Here is a 16,717-nt window from a genome sequence, read left to right as displayed (position 1 = left end):
AGGCTGCGGCATGAACGTTGTTAAAATGGCGATTCTGGCCAGTGTGAGCCTGTTCGCCACCTGTTTTCCGATCCTTGCCGCGGATGCTCCCATCGTTCCCGTTCACGTCGATTCGTTTGTTATGGTCGATCATGCCCCAGTTCGCGATGGTTTTGCGCCCTTCAGCATCGAGGCAATTGCCTTGCTGCCAGCCCCGCGTAAACGGGACTCTTTTACCCCCACCGATGACGAACTCTTCCATCCGCTGCGTCGCACGGTCGAGCGGTTTCTCCAGCGCAAAGAAATTGCGCGGGGGTGGTCTCATTCGAACCAAGCCAGTTTAAACTTTGGTGACGAAATCGCCCGCTTTCCCGGAGCGGACGGTTTGGCTTATGCTATCGAAGGTGAGTTGGTGGTCCATGGCGAAACTCTGGTGCCGCTGGGGCTGCGCCTTTCCGCTCCGCCGGGCGTTCTGCTTCGTTACGCCGTTGGGATATTCGCCGCCGATCAGGAGGTGATGGTGCATGAGGGCGTGCTAGACGAGACCACGCGCAAGGCGGAGTGGATGGTAAAGCTGCGTCCCAATGGCCCCGATGCCGCTCTGCCTATTCGTGCCGCTTTCGCTGTCCGCGCCGAAGGCGGTAGTGACGAGGACCGTCGCCGTGTTCTGGCTTCGGTGTCAGCGGCAATGATTTCGTCGTCCGATGGCCGTCTTGCCGTCGCGGAGCGTGCCAGTGATGCATCGGAATGGCTGAAGCCATTGCCTATGTTTCTGAAGCCGGAACAGGTGCGCGATCCAGCGCTGGAGAAGGGAGGGAAATCCCCTAAGGCAGCGAAGGAAAAGAAGGAGAAAAAGGCCGAGGGGGGAGGGCATAATTGATCGCACGCCGTCTGATTCGGGCCACACCACCGCAAGATTGCCCCGTGCGGGATCGGTGCCGCCGTGCCAAGATGCAACAATGTGTTGATTGCGTCGCGCAGCAATCTTTTTCCAAGGCGACGACGCAAGACTCTGCTCCGAATACCGTTCCCTCTTATTTCCGGTACGAGCCATGACCACAACGCCTTCCCGTTCCCGCTCCTTGTCCTCCCTGCTGACAGTGCCGCTGGCGGTGCTGTTGATGTTGTTCGAGGAATATCTGTGGGGGTGGTTGAGAAGCCTGATGGCTCGTCTGGGGCGTTTGGCCTCGATTGCCCGGATCGAGGCGATGATCGTCGCTCTGCCAGCGAAAGCCGCAGCCTTCGTCTTTCTGCTACCGTTTTTGCTGATTCTTCCGGTCAAACTGGTGGCGGTCTGGGCCATAGCTACCGGTCATTTTTTGTCCGGTCTCGTGGTTTTGATCTCGGCCAAGCTGGTGGCGACGGCGTTGTTCGCCCGGCTTTACACCCTGTGCCGTCCGGCCCTGATGAGCTTCGGTTGGTTTGTCTGGGTTCATGACACAGTGATCCGTGCCAAAAATTGGGCGCATGCCCGCCTAGAATCCTGGGCAGCGTGGCGTCAGGCGCGGGCCTTTATCGCCACACTTCGCGCCCGGTGGTTTCCCCGTCGCGACGAGCAGGCATAGAGAACGGTTTTTTTACTCGATCATCCCACGTCGGAGGGCGTAAGCGGCCAGCTCCGCAGAATTGTGCAGATCAAGCTTCTGCATGATCTTAGTGCGGTGCGTTTCGACCGTTTTGACCGCAATACCGAGATCGTTTGCGATCTCGCGGTTTTTTAGTCCCAGCGCGATCAGGCGCAGCACTTCGCGTTCGCGTCCCGTCAGGTTGACCCCACCCTGTTCGGTTCCAGCCAGATGCTCACGGACTAACTCTTCCGAAAGACCGGGGCCAAGATAGGGGCGGCCAGTTGAGACGGCACCGATCGCTTCGATCAATTCGCCGTGGCTCATTTTTTTTAGGGCGTATCCGTCGGCTCCGGCCGCTAACGCCTCGGCCACTCTCTTCTCACAATTGGCGGCGCTGAGAACCAAAATCTTGACCCGAGGGGCAAACCGCTTGATTTGTCGTGTTGCCTCAACTCCATCCATTTCAGGCATGGAAAGATCCATCAGCATGACGTCGGGAGCCAAGCTTCGCGCCATCTCAATGGCGATCCTACCGTTCTGCGCCTCACCGATAATGGCGACGTCATCGGAGGCAAGCAACGCGACCAGACCCTGACGAACCAGTTGCTGATCCTCGGCGATGACAATGCGAACTGTCACGGACAAACTCCTCAGTTCGGGTTCAAGATTGTTAACCGCATGAGCTCCACCCCCATAAGTGGCGCGTCTTGAGACGCTTATGAGAGTCGAAGCTTGAAGCTAAAAGTATAGCGCATTTGGTGAAAATTGTTTGTTCGTTGGCCGTTTTCCCGGAAAGCAATCCTGCCGTCTATGACGAGCTTCACACTGGCTTGGCAATCCCGTAAGGTAACACAATGAAGATCGCAGTCGCCGTCGATTCCCGTTTTTCCCGGATTTCTGGCCATGCCGGACGGGCGCGCTTCTGGCTGGTCTGGGAGTGCGCGGGGGGCGCTGTTTCCGCTCTGCCGCAGCGAATTGTTCTTGAGAGCACGATGGTGTTCCATCATCACGAGGATGGGCGTCCGCATCCGCTTGACGGTATCGATGTTTTGATCGCCAATTCGTCGGGTGAAGGATTCGTCACTAAGATGGTTCGTCGTGGCGTTGACGTCCGGCTGACCGCAGAGACAGATCCGGTTAAGGCGGTGGCAGATTATCTAGCCGACAGATTATCGCCGCCGCGCCCTCGTCCGATTGGCGAGTTGTTGTGCAAGGCTCTCGATCTCTTTTCTCCCCCCCACCATGGCGGTGGTTCCTCGAAAAGCTGATCCTATAATTCCGGCGCGGCCGGTAGGGTGAACAAGAACGTCGTCCCCACCCCCGGTATTGATTCCACCCAAATGTCGCCGCCGAAGCGGTGAATAATCCGCTGACACAGCGCCAGACCGATACCTGTTCCAGACGATTTATGATCAGGATAGAGGCGCTGGAAAATTTCGAAGATCTTGGCAAAGTATTGTTTTTCGATGCCGACGCCATTGTCTTGAACGGCAAAGCACCACATCGCCCCAAGATGGGGTACGGCTTCGATTTTGATTTCTGGTTTCCGGTCTGGATGGCGGTATTTTAGGGCATTACCGATCAGGTTTTGCATCAGGCTGACCATCTGCGCTTCGTCTGCCATCACCCGAGGCATCTCCTTGACCATGATTTTTGCCCCGCACGCTTCGATCTCAGGGCGCAGCAGTGCGACAGCTTGTTCGACGGGGCGGCGGGCATCAACCGGAACCAGCGGCAGAGACGGCCGCCCGACACGGGTATAATCAAGCAGGTCGTTGATCAGTTCAGACATGTGGCGGGTGTTGTCTACAATAAAGCCGATGAATTCATCGGCGTCGGCGTCAAGCTTGCCGCGATAGCGTCGGTCCAAAAGTTGGGCATAGCTGACGACATTCCGGAGCGGGGTTTGCAAGTCGTGGGAAGAGACATAGGCAAAGCGTTCGAGATCGCTATTGGAACTGACCAGATCCTCAATCGTCCGGCGCAGTTTCTCTTCCACCTCCTTGCGGGCTGAAATATCTCTTGCTACTACTAAAAGGAGATCTTCTCCGCCGATCCGAGCCTGACGTAGGCTGATCTCTACCCAGAAACCGTGACCATCTTTGGCCCGCACCCGCCACTCGAACAGGTGTGGGCGGTCGCTGCGGGCCTTGGCAAGCCAATGCCCGATATCGGTGCGGCCACCGCTCTTACCATCCAGGCCAAGATCGCCGATGGAAAGATCCAACAATTCTTCCTGCCGGTAGCCGAACAGCTCACACATCCGCTGATTGACGGCCAGGATCGCGCCATCTTCGGGAGCCTGAAGAAAGATCGCATCGTTAACGCTGTCGAAGATGGCGCGGAACTGCTCTTCGCTGGCGGCAAGCTCTCGGTTTCGGCGGTGTACCAGGATGCGTAACCGGGCGACGAAGCCTGCCAATAGGATGGCAATCAGGAAAAGGGCAAATCCGGCGATGCTCCCAACCATGATCCAAGTGTTGGAGCTGTTGTGTAGCTCCTCTTCGATATCAGAGAACAAAAACCGGTCCAGGGTCCAGTCAGGCCTAAGGAGGCCAAGCATCGCGTAGGTTTCGCCGATATGGGTCCATCGTCCTCGGTTCATATGCCCGATTTCAACTAATTCGGGCAGGATCAATTCACGCATCGCCGCCGCTTCGCCCAAGAGATGTTCGCGGCTTTCTTCCGGAGCGTAGCGGGCACGGATCAAGTCGGTAAGTTCTTCTGGGTGCGCCAGGGCGTATTGCCATCCCCGCAGGCTCGCACGTTTAAAGGCCCTGACCATGTTAGGCTGATTGGTAGCAAGGGAGAGGCTGGTAATAAGGATGTCGCCATAAAAATCGATGCCGTATTGGCGAGGACGAAGCAACTCTCCTGCTTTCTGAGTTTCTTGGATGTCGGTGCTGTAAGACGACATCGCATCGACACGACCTTCCATCAGGTCGGAGAAATTACCGCTATGCGGCAGAAGAACAACCGGTTGCTTGGTCATCCCTTCGGCTGCGAACATCGCCAGGATTTCGGAATCGTCGGTTCCGTCGCGTCCGCCCAGCATTACCCGCCGACCGCCCAGCGATTGGGGAGTGTCGAAGCCGCTGTTGCGTCGAACCAACAATACCAGGGGTGAGTGTTGAAACACTGCCGCCACCGCTACCACCGGCAGGCCGCGGTTGCGTTCGAGCAGCACACTGGGGGAGCTAATCGCAAAATCGGCCTTGCCCGTCGAGACGTCCAAGGCACCATTTGTTCCCGCCCCGCCTTCGATCAGATCGACCGTAAGACCTTCAGCGGCAAAATACCCCTTCTCAATCGCGGCGTAGTAGCCTGCGAACTGGAATTGGTGCCGCCATTTCAGTTGAAGATGGATCGGGTGTGATGGGGGGGTGGGTGTTTCGGCAATGGCTGGTGCCGCAATGGTGGCGAGGACACAGATCGCAACTGCGGCAGCACTGGGGAAGAAAACGCGATTCATGCCGACAAGCCGTTGAATTGAAATGCGGTACTGTCCATCTCTCCAGGCGGACCCCAAAGGGCTGTCGCTGGGATCATGCGGTTATAGTCGCTGTGCCTAAACCACACCCTCGGGTCCTTTTCGTCAGGCGTCTAGCGGCCGAAATGTGGCGAACTGATTCTAATTGTGGCGAATATCGCCTTGAATGATGGCGAACACAACGAGTTTATCAAAAAATTATTACAGAACAGGGGTGGCTGCGTGAGTATCAGAATCGCGACATGGAATGTAAACTCGATCCGAGTGCGTCTTCCGGCTTTGCTCGAATGGTTGAGTAGCTCTAATCCAGATATCCTTCTTCTCCAGGAGACGAAATGCCAAGACGTTGATTTTCCCCGAGCGGAAATCGAGGCTGCGGGCTTTCATGTCGTATTCCATGGACAGAAGACGTTCAATGGCGTCGCCATTCTGTCGCGCCAGCCAGCAGAATCTGTGGTCCGGGGATTGCCCGGCGATGAGAGTGATCCTCAGGCCCGCTATCTTGAGGCTATCATCGACGGAATTCGGGTGGTGTCGCTATACCTGCCCAACGGCAACCCCGTTCCGGGGGGGAAATACGTGTACAAGCTGGACTGGATGCGACGTCTGACCGCCCGCGCCCGCGATGTCCTGACAGGGGATCTGCCTGTCGTGCTGGGGGGGGGATTATAATGTCTGTCCCGCTGATGTAGATGTCTGCGATCCGGCCGCGTGGCGCGCCGACGCTCTGTGTCGTCTCGAAACGCGCAGGGCCTTTCGTGAGTTGATTTTTCTTGGTTATCTTGATTCTTTCCGAGCCTTGCACCCCGAGGCGGGCCATTACAGTTGGTGGGATTACAAAGGGGGGGCGTGGAACCGTGATCATGGGTTGCGGATCGATCATCTTTTGCTGTCTCCGAGCGCGGCCGACCGGCTTTGCGCCGCAGGCATCGATCGCGGCCCGCGAGGAGGTGATTGGGCCAGCGATCACACCCCGGTCTGGATCGATATCGAGCGACGTAAAACAAGTCGATGAAGTGAAACCGGCACCGCCCAGCGAATACCGAATTGCCCACCAGCCTTGCCGACCGTACACTGCAATGAAACCCTCCGTGCGGAGACCATCATGTCCGACCAGGATCGTATTATTGAACTCACTGCCGCTCTTGCCGATGTGGTGTCGCGTAAGGTCGAAGAGATCAAAAAGGTCACCGGCACCACTCGGATCCTGGCGCTGAACGCCCTGATCGAAGCCGCCCGTGCCGGTGAAGCCGGAAAGGGCTTCGCCGTCGTTGCCGGAGAGGTGAAACACGTTTCGGAGAGCATCGACGGCATCACTCAGACGCTTGAGGCGGAAATGGGGGCTGCGGTCGAGGAACTGAGCCGTCTTGCCCACAATATGCGAGCCGAGTCGCAGCGATAGATGGTTGCACCGAGATATGCCCGGACCATTCTTGCCATTTTGGCCGGATTGTTGCCCGCCGGGGCAGTGTTCGCCGGATGGGAAGAGGGGCAGGCGGCTTGGCAACGTCGCGACTTTGCCGCCGCCGCCGCCGAGTATCGTCCCCTGGCCGCAGAGGGAAATGCCTCTGCCATGGCCAGGCTGGGGCAGATTCTGTTTCTCGGTCTGGGCGGTGTTCCCCGTGACGATGCCGAGGCCTTGCGGTTGCTGACTGCCGCCGCCGCTTCGGGCAATCCGTTGGGGCAACATTGGTTGGGGACCGCGTACCTGTTGGGTCGGGGGGTTCCCAAGGACGTCGCCAAGGCTTTGGACTGGCTGGGGCGTGCCGCCGATCGCGGCGTTCCCGAAAGTCTTAACGCTTTGGGTGAGCTTTATTACGAGGGCGTCGAGGTTCCCCGCGACGAAGCTCGGGGTGTAGGTTATTTCCGCAGTGCCGCCGAAAAAGCTTATCCCCCCAGTTTGGAGAAAATGGCGGAACTGCGATGGAACGGTCGTTCCATGCCGATCGATCGGGCTCGGGCCGTGGTTGACGCTCGCGCTGCCGCCGAAGCAGGCCGCCCCGTGGCGCAGTTCATTTTGGGGGTCGCGTTGTTGACCGGGGAGGGGGTGGCTAAGAATCCGTCCGAGGCCGCTATCTGGTTCCGCCGTGCCGCCGAACGGGGGCATCCCCAGGCAGCCCATAACCTTGGTGCGATGCTGGCGGTCGGCAACGGATTGGCTGTGAATCTGCCCGAGGCTTATTTCTGGCTATCCGTTGGGGGGGATCGCGCTCCCGCGAACCTTAAGACCGCCTACCTCCGCGATCGCGATGGGGTTGGTGCTCGTCTGTCACCGCAAGATTTGGCCCAGACCCGCGCACGTCTGGCGAACTGGAAACCCGGTCAGAACGGACCGGGGGGAGTGTCGGCGGCGGCGCCCCCGCCTGCTGATCAGGCTTCGCCGGAGAAGGTTAGTCCTCCCGTTTCCGTCGATGGGCGTGGTCGCGGCCGTATGGCGACCGGGACCGGCTTTGTGATTGGACGCGATGGTACGGTGCTGACCAATGCGCATGTTGTCGAATCCTGTCGCTCGATCAGCGTTACGGCCGCAGATGGTCAGGCGATTCCAGCCACCCTTCAGGCCAAGAACACCACTGACGATCTTGCGGCGCTGAAGACATCGTTGCGCGGAGACGACGTTGGGCGCTTTCGTGCCGACCGCCCTCTGCGTTCGGGGGACGAAGTGGTGGTGATCGGATTTCCGCTTTCGTCTTTGTTGTCGCGTGAAGCCAACATCACGGCGGGGGTGATCAGCGCCATGGCGGGATTGCGCGGTGATGCCCGCCATTACCAGATCACGGCTCCGGTACAAAAAGGCAATTCCGGCGGTCCATTGGTCGACATGAGTGGTACTATCGTCGGGGTAGTTTCCTCGAAGCTGAACGCGATGAAAATCGCCGGGCAAACCGGCGATCTGCCGCAGAATATCAATTTCGCGATCAAGGCCGATATTGCCCGCCGCTTCCTGGATAGCAATTCCATTCGTTATGAAACGGCCGCTGCCGGTCCGGTTGGCTCTGCTGCTGATGTTGGCGAACGGATCAAGCGGGTTACCGTCTTCATCCAGTGCCGGATCGATTGATCCTTATTCCCGGCAGGAACTGCCGGGAGGGAATTTCCTGCCGGGTTCCCGGCTAATTTTTTTGTCTGAGCATCATTTTTTCCCGCCTGATTTTTTCACGGCGACCGTATAAGGCGGTTTTGCTGTCCAATGTGGTGTGGCCCGCCCCTTGCATTCATCCCTACGGAATTTAAAGTGTGTTCCGCTGGGAATGGAGGCGTCGATGGTATGGGGTGCTTTAACGAATGCCAGCGGTGCGATGCAGGCGATGGATGGAGCGATGGGGAGCATCTCCCAGAACATCGCCAATGTGAACACAACTGGTTACAAGCGGCTGGACACCCAGTTCAAGACCGTCTTGTCAGAATCTCATTCTTCTCCCACCAACACGAATAACAGCGCTGGCAAGTCCACGGCGACGACAGGCACTGACATATTTGGTGTTACTGCGGTCAATCGTTATGCCATCACCCAGCAGGGATTGCTGACACCGACCTCCAATTGGACAGATCTTGGCATCAATGGGCGTGGGTTCTTTATCGTTTCCCAGCCCGATGCCAATGGCAAACCGCAGACCGGCCTCAGCGTAACAGACGAGAGAAATATTCAATACACTCGCGCAGGCGGGTTTACGACTTATGGTGATTCGACTGCGACGAGTTCAAGCGCTACCGCAGATAAGACCTATTTCAAGACGGCCGGTGGGCAGTTTTTGATGGGGTGGATGGCCGATTCTGAGGGGCGTATCGCCGGCGTGTCCACGAGCGCCGTCTCTCAAATTCCAGCGGCTGGAACGACCGCATCTTCTGGAGCTCCGCAGACTCTGGTCCCGATCTACACAACCCCCGGACAGAAGATCAACGGAGCCGTCACCACCACAATCCAGCCGGTCGTTAACATTCCGGCGGACGCCTCGACGACTCCCCCCAATCAGACGTTCACACAAGACGCTTGGGTCAATGACCTCTCAGGTAATCCGCTTCCTCTGACCGTCAATTGGCAGAGGAGCAACGGGAATACGTGGTCTCTCAGTTATTCCCTGCCTGCTTCGGCCAATGCCACCATTACTCCCTCGACGATTTCGAACGTGACATTGACCACCGATTCGAGTGGCAATGTCACTGCGGTCCCAGCAAGTCAATCTGTGGGCATTTCGTTTGGCGGCGTTGCCGCGCCGTCGAAGACGATCTATCTGGGTAGCAACCCGCCGAGTGGGGGGCAGGCGATAATGTCCCCAACCGTCAATGAGACGCCCCTGGCGCTTACCGTGTTTGACAACAACTACGACTCAAGAACAGTGCCTGTTTTCTTCGAAAAACAGGCGAATGGGCAATGGAATGTTCGGGTTCATTCCGGGAAGGATTTCACGCTAACCGCGATCGGACCAAATAGTTCGGGCGATTCAGTGCCTGTCACTTTTAATGGGGCTGGTGGAATTCAGTCTCCGAGCTCAATTAACTTCTCAATTAAATGGAACACGACGGGAAGCTCGAACGCGACGACGTCGCCGGGAAGCAATACCATCACGATCGACACCTCGAAGATGACCCAATACGTTGGAGCCAAGGCCGGAAAGATCGACATCAAAAGCCTGGACCAGGACGGCTATACATCCGGAGTGATGGATTCTGCATCGTTCAATACGAAAGGTGAGTTGATCGCTCATTTCAGCAATGGACGGACCCGGACTCTGGCCATGGTGCCTGTGGCGACGTTTACTGCTGCCGATCAGCTTAATGCAGCCTCGGGAACGGTGTTCCAGCGAACTGCCAATGCCGGGACCTTGAGCATTGCCGAAATTGCGAAGCAAGGTGGTGGCAATCAGATCGCAGCATCGGCAGTCGAAGCCTCGAACGTCGATCTGGCCGACGAATTTACCCGGATGATCGTGACTCAGAAGGCCTATTCGATGAACGCTACCGTGTTCAAGACCGCTGACGAAATGACAACAGTTGCTCGCGATCTATACAAATAGAGGTTCGAAATATCGGTTTTGGGTTCCGCTTTCCTGATACTTGAAATATTCAGGGCTTGACGGAAGCAGAATGATAAAAGTCTAGGTCCGCTGACTTATCGCCTCATTATTGCGTGCCTCGGCATGCGAGAGGTTTCCGACGTGCTGCCGACCGGGGACTCAAGGTCCCTCGTCGGTCAGGCGGTCGGTGTATTTGATCCTGATCAGTCTGGTATTGCCGTTCGAGCTTGTCGCTGTCAACTCGGCGAAAAGCCTGTCCGCGTGGGCTTTCGTAGCGGGCGCAGGTCTGCTAGGGTGCCGTCAAGACAGTGTAAATGGAGGCTTGGAGCCATGCAGGTTCGCATCTATCGGCCCAGTAAGTCGGCGATGCAGTCGGGGCCGGGGGGGAGTGCTCGGAACTGGGTGCTGGAGGCCGAACCGACTGAGGCGAAGCTGCCTGACGCTTTGATGGGGTGGTCCGGTTCAGGCGACACCGCTACTCAAATTCGACTGACCTTTGCCAGCCGGGACGAGGCGGTTGCGTTTGCCAGACGCAAAGGACTCGACTATCGGGTTGACAACGAGCTGCCTCGCAGGCAGAAACCCAAGTCCTATGCGGATAATTTCCGCAGTGACAAGCGGGAGTTTGGCCGGTTCTAAATTCTGAATGGGTCTCCTTGGCTCAAGCGGGGTGGGCCAGGCTGTCGGATGAAAGAGAGGCGAGGGTAAAATCTAAGCCTCTATGCCGAAAAATTTGTGGAACAAACGGGCGGTTAGTCTTAAAAACACCCGCCAAATTGATGGAACGGCACAGGCGCCCATAGCTCAGTTGGATAGAGCACTCGCCTTCTAAGCGAGATGTCGCAGGTTCGAATCCTGCTGGGCGCGCCACCATCCTCCAAGATCTCAGGATTCCCGCCAAAGCCAGCGGTCTCAAATCCGCCCCCGCCTCTTGGAAGCCGGGCGGTTGACAAAACGTCAGTGATTTCTGATCTGGTTGCGAGTGGCATCACGACACCAGCCGCAGAGCGGCGGCCTGGGAATCGAGTTCGGTCAGCCGCGCCACCGTCATCGGCAGCGGGAGCCGTCCCGGCGGCTTGGGCGGCCAGCACCGGCCCGGAGCGGCCGGCCGCACCGGTGCCGCGTCGATCTCGGCCAGCGCAGCCCGGAGCGGGGTATTGATCCGCGTCTTGCGCTCCGAGTCGGTCTCGGATCGGGTGTCCCAGACCTGGACAATCCGACCGTCTCGATCACCGCTGGATGCTGTAGCGACGCAGTCGTTTTTGGATAGAACGGTGTGCGCTTTCGGCTCACCAATCGCTTTTTCTTGTCGGAAGGTCTGCTTGCTCGGTTGACCTGATTTCGGCGGTGGCGCATTCGCGCCTTCCGCAGCCGTACACATTAGTCGAATTGGCGGCGGTGAGATGTTGGTTGATGGTGCCGGGTGTCAGACTCGAACTGACGACCTACCGCTTACCGTCCCACTTCGGCTTTCGCCGCCTTACGTTCGTGGGCTGGACTATCCCTTCACCGTTGCCACTGGGGCTTTAGGTGCCACCCGTCTAGTCTCTACACCTTCCCCTATGATGGGGCTTGGCTCGGGATTGGCGTGGCCTTCAGTCGAAGGCGGTAGCTTTCCCCGAATTTGGGCGGTTCTACTCTCGGGGTTTCCCCCAAGGCACTCGTAACTTTTCAAGGCGGTTGCTCTACCAACTGAGCTAACCCGGCGTTGCCCGCAAAACTACCGTTCGAACAGGGCTTTCGCAAGGGGGTAAAAGATGTCTCAACCCCCTCTTTCCCCGCCCGAGGGTTTGGTGCTAGGGTGCCTGGGATTGGTTCTGTCCCCCCGAGGTGCCGTATGACCGAAGCCCTTTCGCTCTCCAATGCTCGAGTCGGCGTGACTGAAAGCGCCGCTGCACGCGTGCGCACTCTGATCGAGGCTGAAGCGAAGCCGGGACTAAAGTTGCGTCTCTCGGTTTCAGGAGGGGGGTGTTCTGGCTTTCAGTACGGAATTACCCTTGATGACGCCGTAAATGACGACGACAAAGTGTTTGATGAGCGGGGTATCTCCCTTGTCATTGACGAGGCATCGCTCGATCTTTTGAATGGTGCTGTTGTCGATTTCGTTGATGATTTGATCGGCTCGTCATTCCAAATTACCAATCCCAATGCTACAGCCACTTGTGGCTGTGGTAATTCCTTTACGGTCTGACCACGCCCGAAGTAGAAAATTCATGAGCCGTATTCTGATCGTTGAAGACACTAAGCTGATGCGCGATTCATTAATTGACGTGTTGAGCGCGGTCGGCCACGAGATCGTTACGGCCGATAACGGCCTGATCGCGGTTGAAATCGTCGCCGAAGGAAGTCAATTCGATATTATCGTGACGGACATCATCATGCCGGAAATGGATGGTATCCAGACTATTCTGGAACTCCAGACGATGCTACCCGATGCCCGGATCATTGCCATATCGGGTGGCAGCGCTCGACTGGACAAGGCTCAGGGACTCGAAACAGCTAGCCGTCTCGGTGCCGTCGCGGTACTGGAAAAGCCGTTTGAAGTCGATGCCCTGCTGGGGGCGATCGAAGCCGCAGCCTGATGTCAAATAGGTTTACGGTCTGGTCGCGCTTCCACCGATGGCGCGCAAGATAACGATCCACGCCTCCCGCATGCCTTCGGGAGGAGCCGGAATCGGTGGAAATACGAGGCCCAGACGTACTGTGGTGCAACCGTTATCGGGCGCTGGGGCAATTTCGGCTGGGCGACAGAGTTCTGCAAACCCCAGTGCGGCGGCATCTCCGCCATTAGCAAAAATCCAGTCGCACAGATAATGCGACCAGACGATGAAGGCATCGCGCTCTTTCGTATTGGCGAACTCCAGAACGTGGCGGGCAAAGGAGAGTGTCAATACGGCATAGGCTCGACCATCAGACCGACGGCTGCGGGCGCCGAAACGTTCTAAGATGTCTCTTTTACCAAGATGGCGGTCAGTTTCCGCTGTCGCCGCTCGTGTTCCTTCTGAGTCGAACACCCGAGCCACCATTCGTTCATCTGAATCCGGCAGCACGCCGACAAGGGAATGCCCGATATGGGCGGACAGTTCGGTCAGGAACGATTCAATCGCCCGAATTCCAATCGGCTGACGCAATGGTACGTAGACATATAGAGGTGGTAGGGCGCTAAGGCGGTGCTCTCCCGCCGAGATAAGATCTGTGACCGCCCGATCGGGAATGTCCTCTTCGACCGCGTACAACATTCCATTCGGAAAGCCGACATACGCTCCGTCGATCGGGCCAACAGATTCGTCAATATAGGCGTATTCGACCAGCCTGAATGGAGCCAGTTCCCGCCAGATCGCCGTTGCAGCCGGATTGGCCGGTTCACGGGTCTCTCCCTCCGCCGCCTGTTCCGCCAGAAGGCAGAGGAAGGCATCGACCGCCCTGGTCGTATCGATACGAATGCGGATAACGTCGTCGGTCGGTTGCGACTGCGCCATGACGCCCTCCCTTCTACACTCTGCGCGTTGCTGCGAGTGTATCAGACAGCTTGCGCGCCCTGATTAAAAAGCATGCAGGGCAACGGTGGATGACGCCGTTGACTGTGTTCGCGGTTGACAGGCGCAGCCCTGTGAGTAGTTTTGATTAGGCTGGCCCGATCCGGGTCGCAAGCACTGGGGTGCGGATGGAATATTTCTTCCAGCAAGTGATTAATGGCCTGACTCTTGGTGCAATCTACGGTTTGATCGCCCTTGGCTATACGATGGTCTATGGAATCATCGGCATGATTAATTTCGCTCATGGCGAAATATACATGTTAGGTGCTTTTATTTCGCTAATCGCCTACCTTGTTTTTTCAAGTATTGGCGGCGGCTCTGTCGCGTTGGCTTTGTTGGCCGCCCTACTGGTGACCATGGTGTTCACCGCCTTGTGGGGGTGGGTGGTCGAACGGATGGCCTATCGTCCCTTGCGCGGGGCACCTCGACTGGCACCGTTGATTTCTGCGATTGGGGTATCGATCCTGTTGCAGAATTTCGTGCAAATTGCCCAAGGTGCGCGCGTCAAGCCGCTTCCCCCGGTGATACAGGGTGGCATCACCCTCGATTTGGGCGCGGAAATTGCTCTCAGCATCAGTTGGTTGCAGATTGTCATCTTTCTGCTGACCCTGACTCTGATGGTCGGGTTCACCTGGATAATCGCCCGGACCTCGCTTGGGCGAGCACAGCGCGCGACCGAGCAGGATATGAAAATGGCGGCGCTGTTGGGTGTCAATGTCGATCGAGTTGTCTCGACTACATTCGTCATTGGTGCCGCTTTGGCTGGTGTTGCTGGGATGATGGTAACGCTTTATTATGGTGTGATCGATTTTTATATCGGATTTATTGCCGGTATAAAAGCATTCACCGCCGCTGTTCTTGGCGGGATCGGTTCTCTTCCTGGGGCAATGTTGGGCGGGTTGCTGATCGGCCTGACCGAATCCTTATGGTCCGCCTACTTCTCGATCCAATACAAGGATGTCGCTACCTTCGCGATCCTGGTCGGAGTTCTGTTGTTCCGTCCCTCCGGCCTGTTCGGTCGTCCTGACGTCGAGAAAGTTTAAGGAAATGGAGGATTCATCCCCCCCTCTGATCCGTTCCGCCGCTCTGGCGGCGTTGCTCGCCGCGCTCCTCGCCTTGCCGCTTTTGGGGGTGCGTCTCGTCGATTCGGCCAATGGCCTGTCCTTGTCCGGACGTCCTGAACTGGTTGCCTGGGCTGCCGGAGGGGTATTCTGCGGGCGGTTGATCATCGATTTGTTCCGGCGCTGGATAAGAGATTTCTCGATCCGCCTGCCGGTTCCGCCGCCACCGCCCGAGTGGACCCGATTCGGGGTTGGCTGGGCGCTGGCACTGTTCGCATTGGTCTTGCCGTTCCTCCCCTTTGCCGACCGCAATCTGGTCGATAAAGCGACGATGGTGCTGATTTACATCATGCTGGGCTGGGGGCTGAACATTGTGGTCGGGCTGGCCGGGCTTCTCGACCTCGGTTTTGTCGCCTTTTATGCTGTCGGAGCCTATTCCTACGCCTTGCTGTCCATGACGTTCGGCCTGTCTTTCTGGGTCTGTTTACCGCTGGCCGGGCTATTTGCCGCCGCTTTTGGCTTGGCTCTCGGCTTTCCTGTTCTGAGATTGCGCGGCGATTATCTGGCCATTGTCACGTTGGGTTTTGGTGAGATCATCCGTATCGTCCTGCAAAACTGGCAAGATCTGACAGGTGGTCCGATCGGCATTTCCGGTATCGAGCGACCGAGCTTGTTCGGCCTGTCGTTCAAAGCGGTTCCGCCCGAGGGGCAGACAGGCTTTGCTGAGTTCTTCGGTCTTAATTATTCCGCCGACCACCGGGTGATCTTCCTATATTTCCTGATCCTGGCCCTGGCTTTGGCGACCAACCTCTTCACGTTGCGCATCCGCCGTCTTCCGGTTGGCCGAGCGTGGGAAGCGTTGCGTGAGGACGAGATCGCCTGTCGCTCGTTGGGAATCAATCCAACCACGATCAAATTGTCAGCCTTTGCCCTGGGCGCCATGTTCGCCGGATTTGCTGGGTCGTTTTTTGCCACCCGCCAGGGCTTTATCAGCCCCGAGAGCTTCACTTTTATTGAATCTGCAATGATTCTGGCAATCGTGGTTCTGGGCGGAATGGGAAGCCAGATCGGTATTGTTCTTGCTGCGCTGTTGCTGGTCGGTCTGCCGGAATGGTTCCGTGACTTGCAAATGTATCGGATGCTGGCCTTTGGTGCGGCGATGGTGTTGATCATGCTATGGAAGCCAAGCGGCTTACTCTCCTCACGGTCGCCGACGATCAGATTGGGAGGACGGGCATGAGGCCGCCGCCGCTCCTTGATGTCCATGGGCTGACGATGCGATTCGGCGGTTTGTCGGCGATCAGCGATCTGTCTTTCTCGGCAGGGCAGGGGGAAATCACTGCGGTGATCGGTCCCAATGGCGCTGGAAAGACCACGTTGTTCAATTGCATCACCGGGTTCTATCGCCCCCAGGTTGGGCGATTGGTTCTGCACCATCCTGATGGTAGTGCGTTGGGACTCGAGACGTTGGCTGACCATGTTATCGCCCGCAAGGCACGGGTAGCACGGACGTTCCAGAATATCCGTCTGTTCCCGCGGATGAGCGTGCTTGAGAACCTGATCGTCGCCCAGCATCGGGTTCTTATGGCGGCGTCGGCGTTTTCTCTCGCGGGGCTGCTGGGGCTGGGTCGCTATCGTCGGGCCGAACACGCGGCCATCGATTTGGCCCGCCATTGGCTGGATCGGACCAGTCTTACATCTTTTGCCGATACTGAGGCTGGTTCGCTGCCCTATGGCCATCAGCGCCGACTTGAAATCGCGCGGGCTATGTGTACCCGCCCATTGCTGTTGTGTCTGGACGAACCGGCTGCGGGGCTTAATCCCCGTGAATCAGGCGAACTTAACCAATTGCTGCGCGGTATCCGCGACGAGGAAGGGATCGGCCTGTTGCTAATCGAACACGATATGAGTGTGGTTATGGGCATCTCTGATCGGGTGGTGGTTCTGGATCATGGCAATCTCATCGCCGAGGGCAGCCCAGCCGAGGTGCGGGGCAATCCGGCGGTGATCAGAGCCTATCTCGGTGAGCCGGACGAACCTGCCGTCGTCACAGGCGCGGAGGGGTAGC

Annotated in this window: 18 protein-coding genes and 1 tRNA gene; 15 read left to right on the top strand and 4 right to left on the bottom strand. The window is 57.5% G+C overall.

Going from position 1 to position 16,717, the window contains the following annotated elements; genetic code table 11:
• Nucleotides 1-10: 10 nt before the first annotated feature.
• Together PHAMO_RS06505 and PHAMO_RS06500 are read left to right on the top strand one after the other, a co-directional pair.
• Entirely contained in the window at nucleotides 11-859 is an 849-nt protein-coding gene (locus PHAMO_RS06505) for a hypothetical protein (protein ID WP_002727611.1), read from the top strand.
• A gap of 172 nt (nucleotides 860-1,031) precedes the next feature.
• On the top strand, nucleotides 1,032-1,544 hold the full coding sequence (locus PHAMO_RS06500) for a hypothetical protein (protein ID WP_002727605.1): 513 nt from the start codon (nucleotides 1,032-1,034) through the stop codon (nucleotides 1,542-1,544).
• A 12-nt stretch (nucleotides 1,545-1,556) separates the two neighbouring features.
• Here the strand turns inward: PHAMO_RS06500 and PHAMO_RS06495 are convergent, their stop codons facing one another.
• The gene (locus PHAMO_RS06495; RefSeq protein ID WP_002727603.1) at nucleotides 1,557-2,186 is read right to left on the bottom strand and encodes a response regulator; all 630 of its coding nucleotides are present in this window, start codon (nucleotides 2,184-2,186) and stop codon (nucleotides 1,557-1,559) included.
• A gap of 215 nt (nucleotides 2,187-2,401) precedes the next feature.
• Here PHAMO_RS06495 and PHAMO_RS06490 point away from each other — a divergent pair, with 215 nt between their 5' ends.
• Entirely contained in the window at nucleotides 2,402-2,815 is a 414-nt protein-coding gene (locus tag PHAMO_RS06490; protein WP_002727601.1) for a NifB/NifX family molybdenum-iron cluster-binding protein, read from the top strand.
• Nucleotides 2,816-2,817: 2 nt separating this feature from the next.
• On the opposite strand, the gene PHAMO_RS18385 is transcribed toward PHAMO_RS06490, so the two are convergent.
• A complete protein-coding gene (locus PHAMO_RS18385) occupies nucleotides 2,818-5,019 on the bottom strand; it encodes an ABC transporter substrate-binding protein (protein WP_002727599.1) in 2,202 nt (733 codons plus the stop codon).
• Nucleotides 5,020-5,259: 240 nt separating this feature from the next.
• On the opposite strand from PHAMO_RS18385, the gene PHAMO_RS20295 reads away from it, so the two are divergent.
• The 7 genes from PHAMO_RS20295 (at nucleotide 5,260) to PHAMO_RS06455 (ending at nucleotide 10,922) form a co-directional block, all read left to right on the top strand.
• Nucleotides 5,260-5,709, top strand: coding sequence for an exodeoxyribonuclease III (locus tag PHAMO_RS20295; protein WP_002727597.1), 450 nt, complete (start codon nucleotides 5,260-5,262; stop codon nucleotides 5,707-5,709).
• Nucleotides 5,678-6,052, top strand: a complete 375-nt coding sequence (locus PHAMO_RS20290) for an exodeoxyribonuclease III (protein ID WP_328285743.1) — start codon at nucleotides 5,678-5,680, stop codon at nucleotides 6,050-6,052. The genes PHAMO_RS20295 and PHAMO_RS20290 overlap by 32 nt, the downstream gene beginning before the upstream one ends.
• A gap of 90 nt (nucleotides 6,053-6,142) precedes the next feature.
• Entirely contained in the window at nucleotides 6,143-6,439 is a 297-nt protein-coding gene (locus tag PHAMO_RS20180) for a methyl-accepting chemotaxis protein (protein ID WP_002727593.1), read from the top strand.
• On the top strand, nucleotides 6,440-8,098 hold the full coding sequence (locus tag PHAMO_RS06470; RefSeq protein ID WP_002727591.1) for a trypsin-like peptidase domain-containing protein: 1,659 nt from the start codon (nucleotides 6,440-6,442) through the stop codon (nucleotides 8,096-8,098).
• Nucleotides 8,099-8,300: 202 nt separating this feature from the next.
• A complete protein-coding gene (locus PHAMO_RS06465; RefSeq protein ID WP_002727589.1) occupies nucleotides 8,301-10,052 on the top strand; it encodes a flagellar hook-basal body complex protein in 1,752 nt (583 codons plus the stop codon).
• Nucleotides 10,053-10,382: 330 nt separating this feature from the next.
• Nucleotides 10,383-10,691: an ETC complex I subunit gene (locus PHAMO_RS06460; RefSeq protein WP_002727587.1), complete on the top strand. Its 309-nt coding sequence runs from the start codon at nucleotides 10,383-10,385 to the stop codon at nucleotides 10,689-10,691.
• A gap of 154 nt (nucleotides 10,692-10,845) precedes the next feature.
• Nucleotides 10,846-10,922 (top strand) — tRNA-Arg (locus PHAMO_RS06455).
• 118 nt (nucleotides 10,923-11,040) lie between these two features.
• On the opposite strand, the gene PHAMO_RS06450 is transcribed toward PHAMO_RS06455, so the two are convergent.
• On the bottom strand, nucleotides 11,041-11,433 hold the full coding sequence (locus tag PHAMO_RS06450; protein WP_002727585.1) for a hypothetical protein: 393 nt from the start codon (nucleotides 11,431-11,433) through the stop codon (nucleotides 11,041-11,043).
• Nucleotides 11,434-11,889: 456 nt separating this feature from the next.
• Between PHAMO_RS06450 and erpA the strand changes: the two genes are divergently transcribed.
• Both erpA and PHAMO_RS06440 read left to right on the top strand, forming a co-directional pair.
• Nucleotides 11,890-12,243 carry an iron-sulfur cluster insertion protein ErpA gene (erpA, locus tag PHAMO_RS06445; RefSeq protein WP_002727584.1) on the top strand — a complete coding sequence of 118 codons (354 nt, stop codon included), beginning with the start codon at nucleotides 11,890-11,892 and terminating at the stop codon, nucleotides 12,241-12,243.
• Nucleotides 12,244-12,265: 22 nt separating this feature from the next.
• On the top strand, nucleotides 12,266-12,634 hold the full coding sequence (locus tag PHAMO_RS06440; protein WP_002727582.1) for a response regulator transcription factor: 369 nt from the start codon (nucleotides 12,266-12,268) through the stop codon (nucleotides 12,632-12,634).
• Between the two features lie 12 nt (nucleotides 12,635-12,646).
• Here the strand turns inward: PHAMO_RS06440 and PHAMO_RS06435 are convergent, their stop codons facing one another.
• Nucleotides 12,647-13,531 (bottom strand): hypothetical protein, encoded by an 885-nt coding sequence (locus PHAMO_RS06435; RefSeq protein WP_002727579.1) that lies wholly within the window; start codon nucleotides 13,529-13,531, stop codon nucleotides 12,647-12,649.
• A 185-nt stretch (nucleotides 13,532-13,716) separates the two neighbouring features.
• Here PHAMO_RS06435 and PHAMO_RS06430 point away from each other — a divergent pair, with 185 nt between their 5' ends.
• From PHAMO_RS06430 to PHAMO_RS06420, 3 genes are read left to right on the top strand one after another with little or no spacing between them, the layout of a single operon-like run.
• Nucleotides 13,717-14,631, top strand: a complete 915-nt coding sequence (locus PHAMO_RS06430) for an ABC transporter permease subunit (RefSeq protein ID WP_002727577.1) — start codon at nucleotides 13,717-13,719, stop codon at nucleotides 14,629-14,631.
• Nucleotides 14,632-14,635: 4 nt separating this feature from the next.
• A complete protein-coding gene (gene livM, locus PHAMO_RS06425) occupies nucleotides 14,636-15,889 on the top strand; it encodes a high-affinity branched-chain amino acid ABC transporter permease LivM (protein ID WP_002727576.1) in 1,254 nt (417 codons plus the stop codon).
• Nucleotides 15,886-16,716 carry an ABC transporter ATP-binding protein gene (locus tag PHAMO_RS06420; RefSeq protein ID WP_040566332.1) on the top strand — a complete coding sequence of 277 codons (831 nt, stop codon included), beginning with the start codon at nucleotides 15,886-15,888 and terminating at the stop codon, nucleotides 16,714-16,716. Before livM ends, PHAMO_RS06420 begins: the two co-directional genes overlap by 4 nt.
• Nucleotide 16,717 lies beyond the last annotated feature (1 nt).

This window comes from Magnetospirillum molischianum DSM 120, assembly GCF_000294655.1.
GTDB classification, from domain to species: Bacteria; Pseudomonadota; Alphaproteobacteria; order Rhodospirillales; family Magnetospirillaceae; genus Phaeospirillum; species Phaeospirillum molischianum.
The sequence above is the reverse complement of the archived record's forward strand: the minus strand, read 5'-3'. Positions and strand labels throughout refer to the sequence as shown.

Excerpts from the sequence above, each read along its gene's own strand:
- PHAMO_RS06505 (WP_002727611.1), top strand. The coding sequence starts at position 11 with ATGAACGTTGTTAAAATGGCGATTCTGGCCAGTGTGAGCCTGTTCGCC.
- PHAMO_RS06500 (WP_002727605.1), top strand. The coding sequence starts at position 1,032 with ATGACCACAACGCCTTCCCGTTCCCGCTCCTTGTCCTCCCTGCTGACA.
- PHAMO_RS06490 (WP_002727601.1), top strand. The coding sequence starts at position 2,402 with ATGAAGATCGCAGTCGCCGTCGATTCCCGTTTTTCCCGGATTTCTGGC.
- PHAMO_RS18385 (WP_002727599.1), bottom strand. The coding sequence starts at position 5,019 with ATGAATCGCGTTTTCTTCCCCAGTGCTGCCGCAGTTGCGATCTGTGTC.
- PHAMO_RS20180 (WP_002727593.1), top strand. The coding sequence starts at position 6,143 with ATGTCCGACCAGGATCGTATTATTGAACTCACTGCCGCTCTTGCCGAT.
- PHAMO_RS06470 (WP_002727591.1), top strand. The coding sequence starts at position 6,440 with ATGGTTGCACCGAGATATGCCCGGACCATTCTTGCCATTTTGGCCGGA.
- PHAMO_RS06465 (WP_002727589.1), top strand. The coding sequence starts at position 8,301 with ATGGTATGGGGTGCTTTAACGAATGCCAGCGGTGCGATGCAGGCGATG.
- PHAMO_RS06460 (WP_002727587.1), top strand. The coding sequence starts at position 10,383 with ATGCAGGTTCGCATCTATCGGCCCAGTAAGTCGGCGATGCAGTCGGGG.
- PHAMO_RS06450 (WP_002727585.1), bottom strand. The coding sequence starts at position 11,433 with ATGTGTACGGCTGCGGAAGGCGCGAATGCGCCACCGCCGAAATCAGGT.
- erpA (WP_002727584.1), top strand. The coding sequence starts at position 11,890 with ATGACCGAAGCCCTTTCGCTCTCCAATGCTCGAGTCGGCGTGACTGAA.
- PHAMO_RS06440 (WP_002727582.1), top strand. The coding sequence starts at position 12,266 with ATGAGCCGTATTCTGATCGTTGAAGACACTAAGCTGATGCGCGATTCA.
- PHAMO_RS06435 (WP_002727579.1), bottom strand. The coding sequence starts at position 13,531 with ATGGCGCAGTCGCAACCGACCGACGACGTTATCCGCATTCGTATCGAT.
- PHAMO_RS06430 (WP_002727577.1), top strand. The coding sequence starts at position 13,717 with ATGGAATATTTCTTCCAGCAAGTGATTAATGGCCTGACTCTTGGTGCA.
- livM (WP_002727576.1), top strand. The coding sequence starts at position 14,636 with ATGGAGGATTCATCCCCCCCTCTGATCCGTTCCGCCGCTCTGGCGGCG.
- PHAMO_RS06420 (WP_040566332.1), top strand. The coding sequence starts at position 15,886 with ATGAGGCCGCCGCCGCTCCTTGATGTCCATGGGCTGACGATGCGATTC.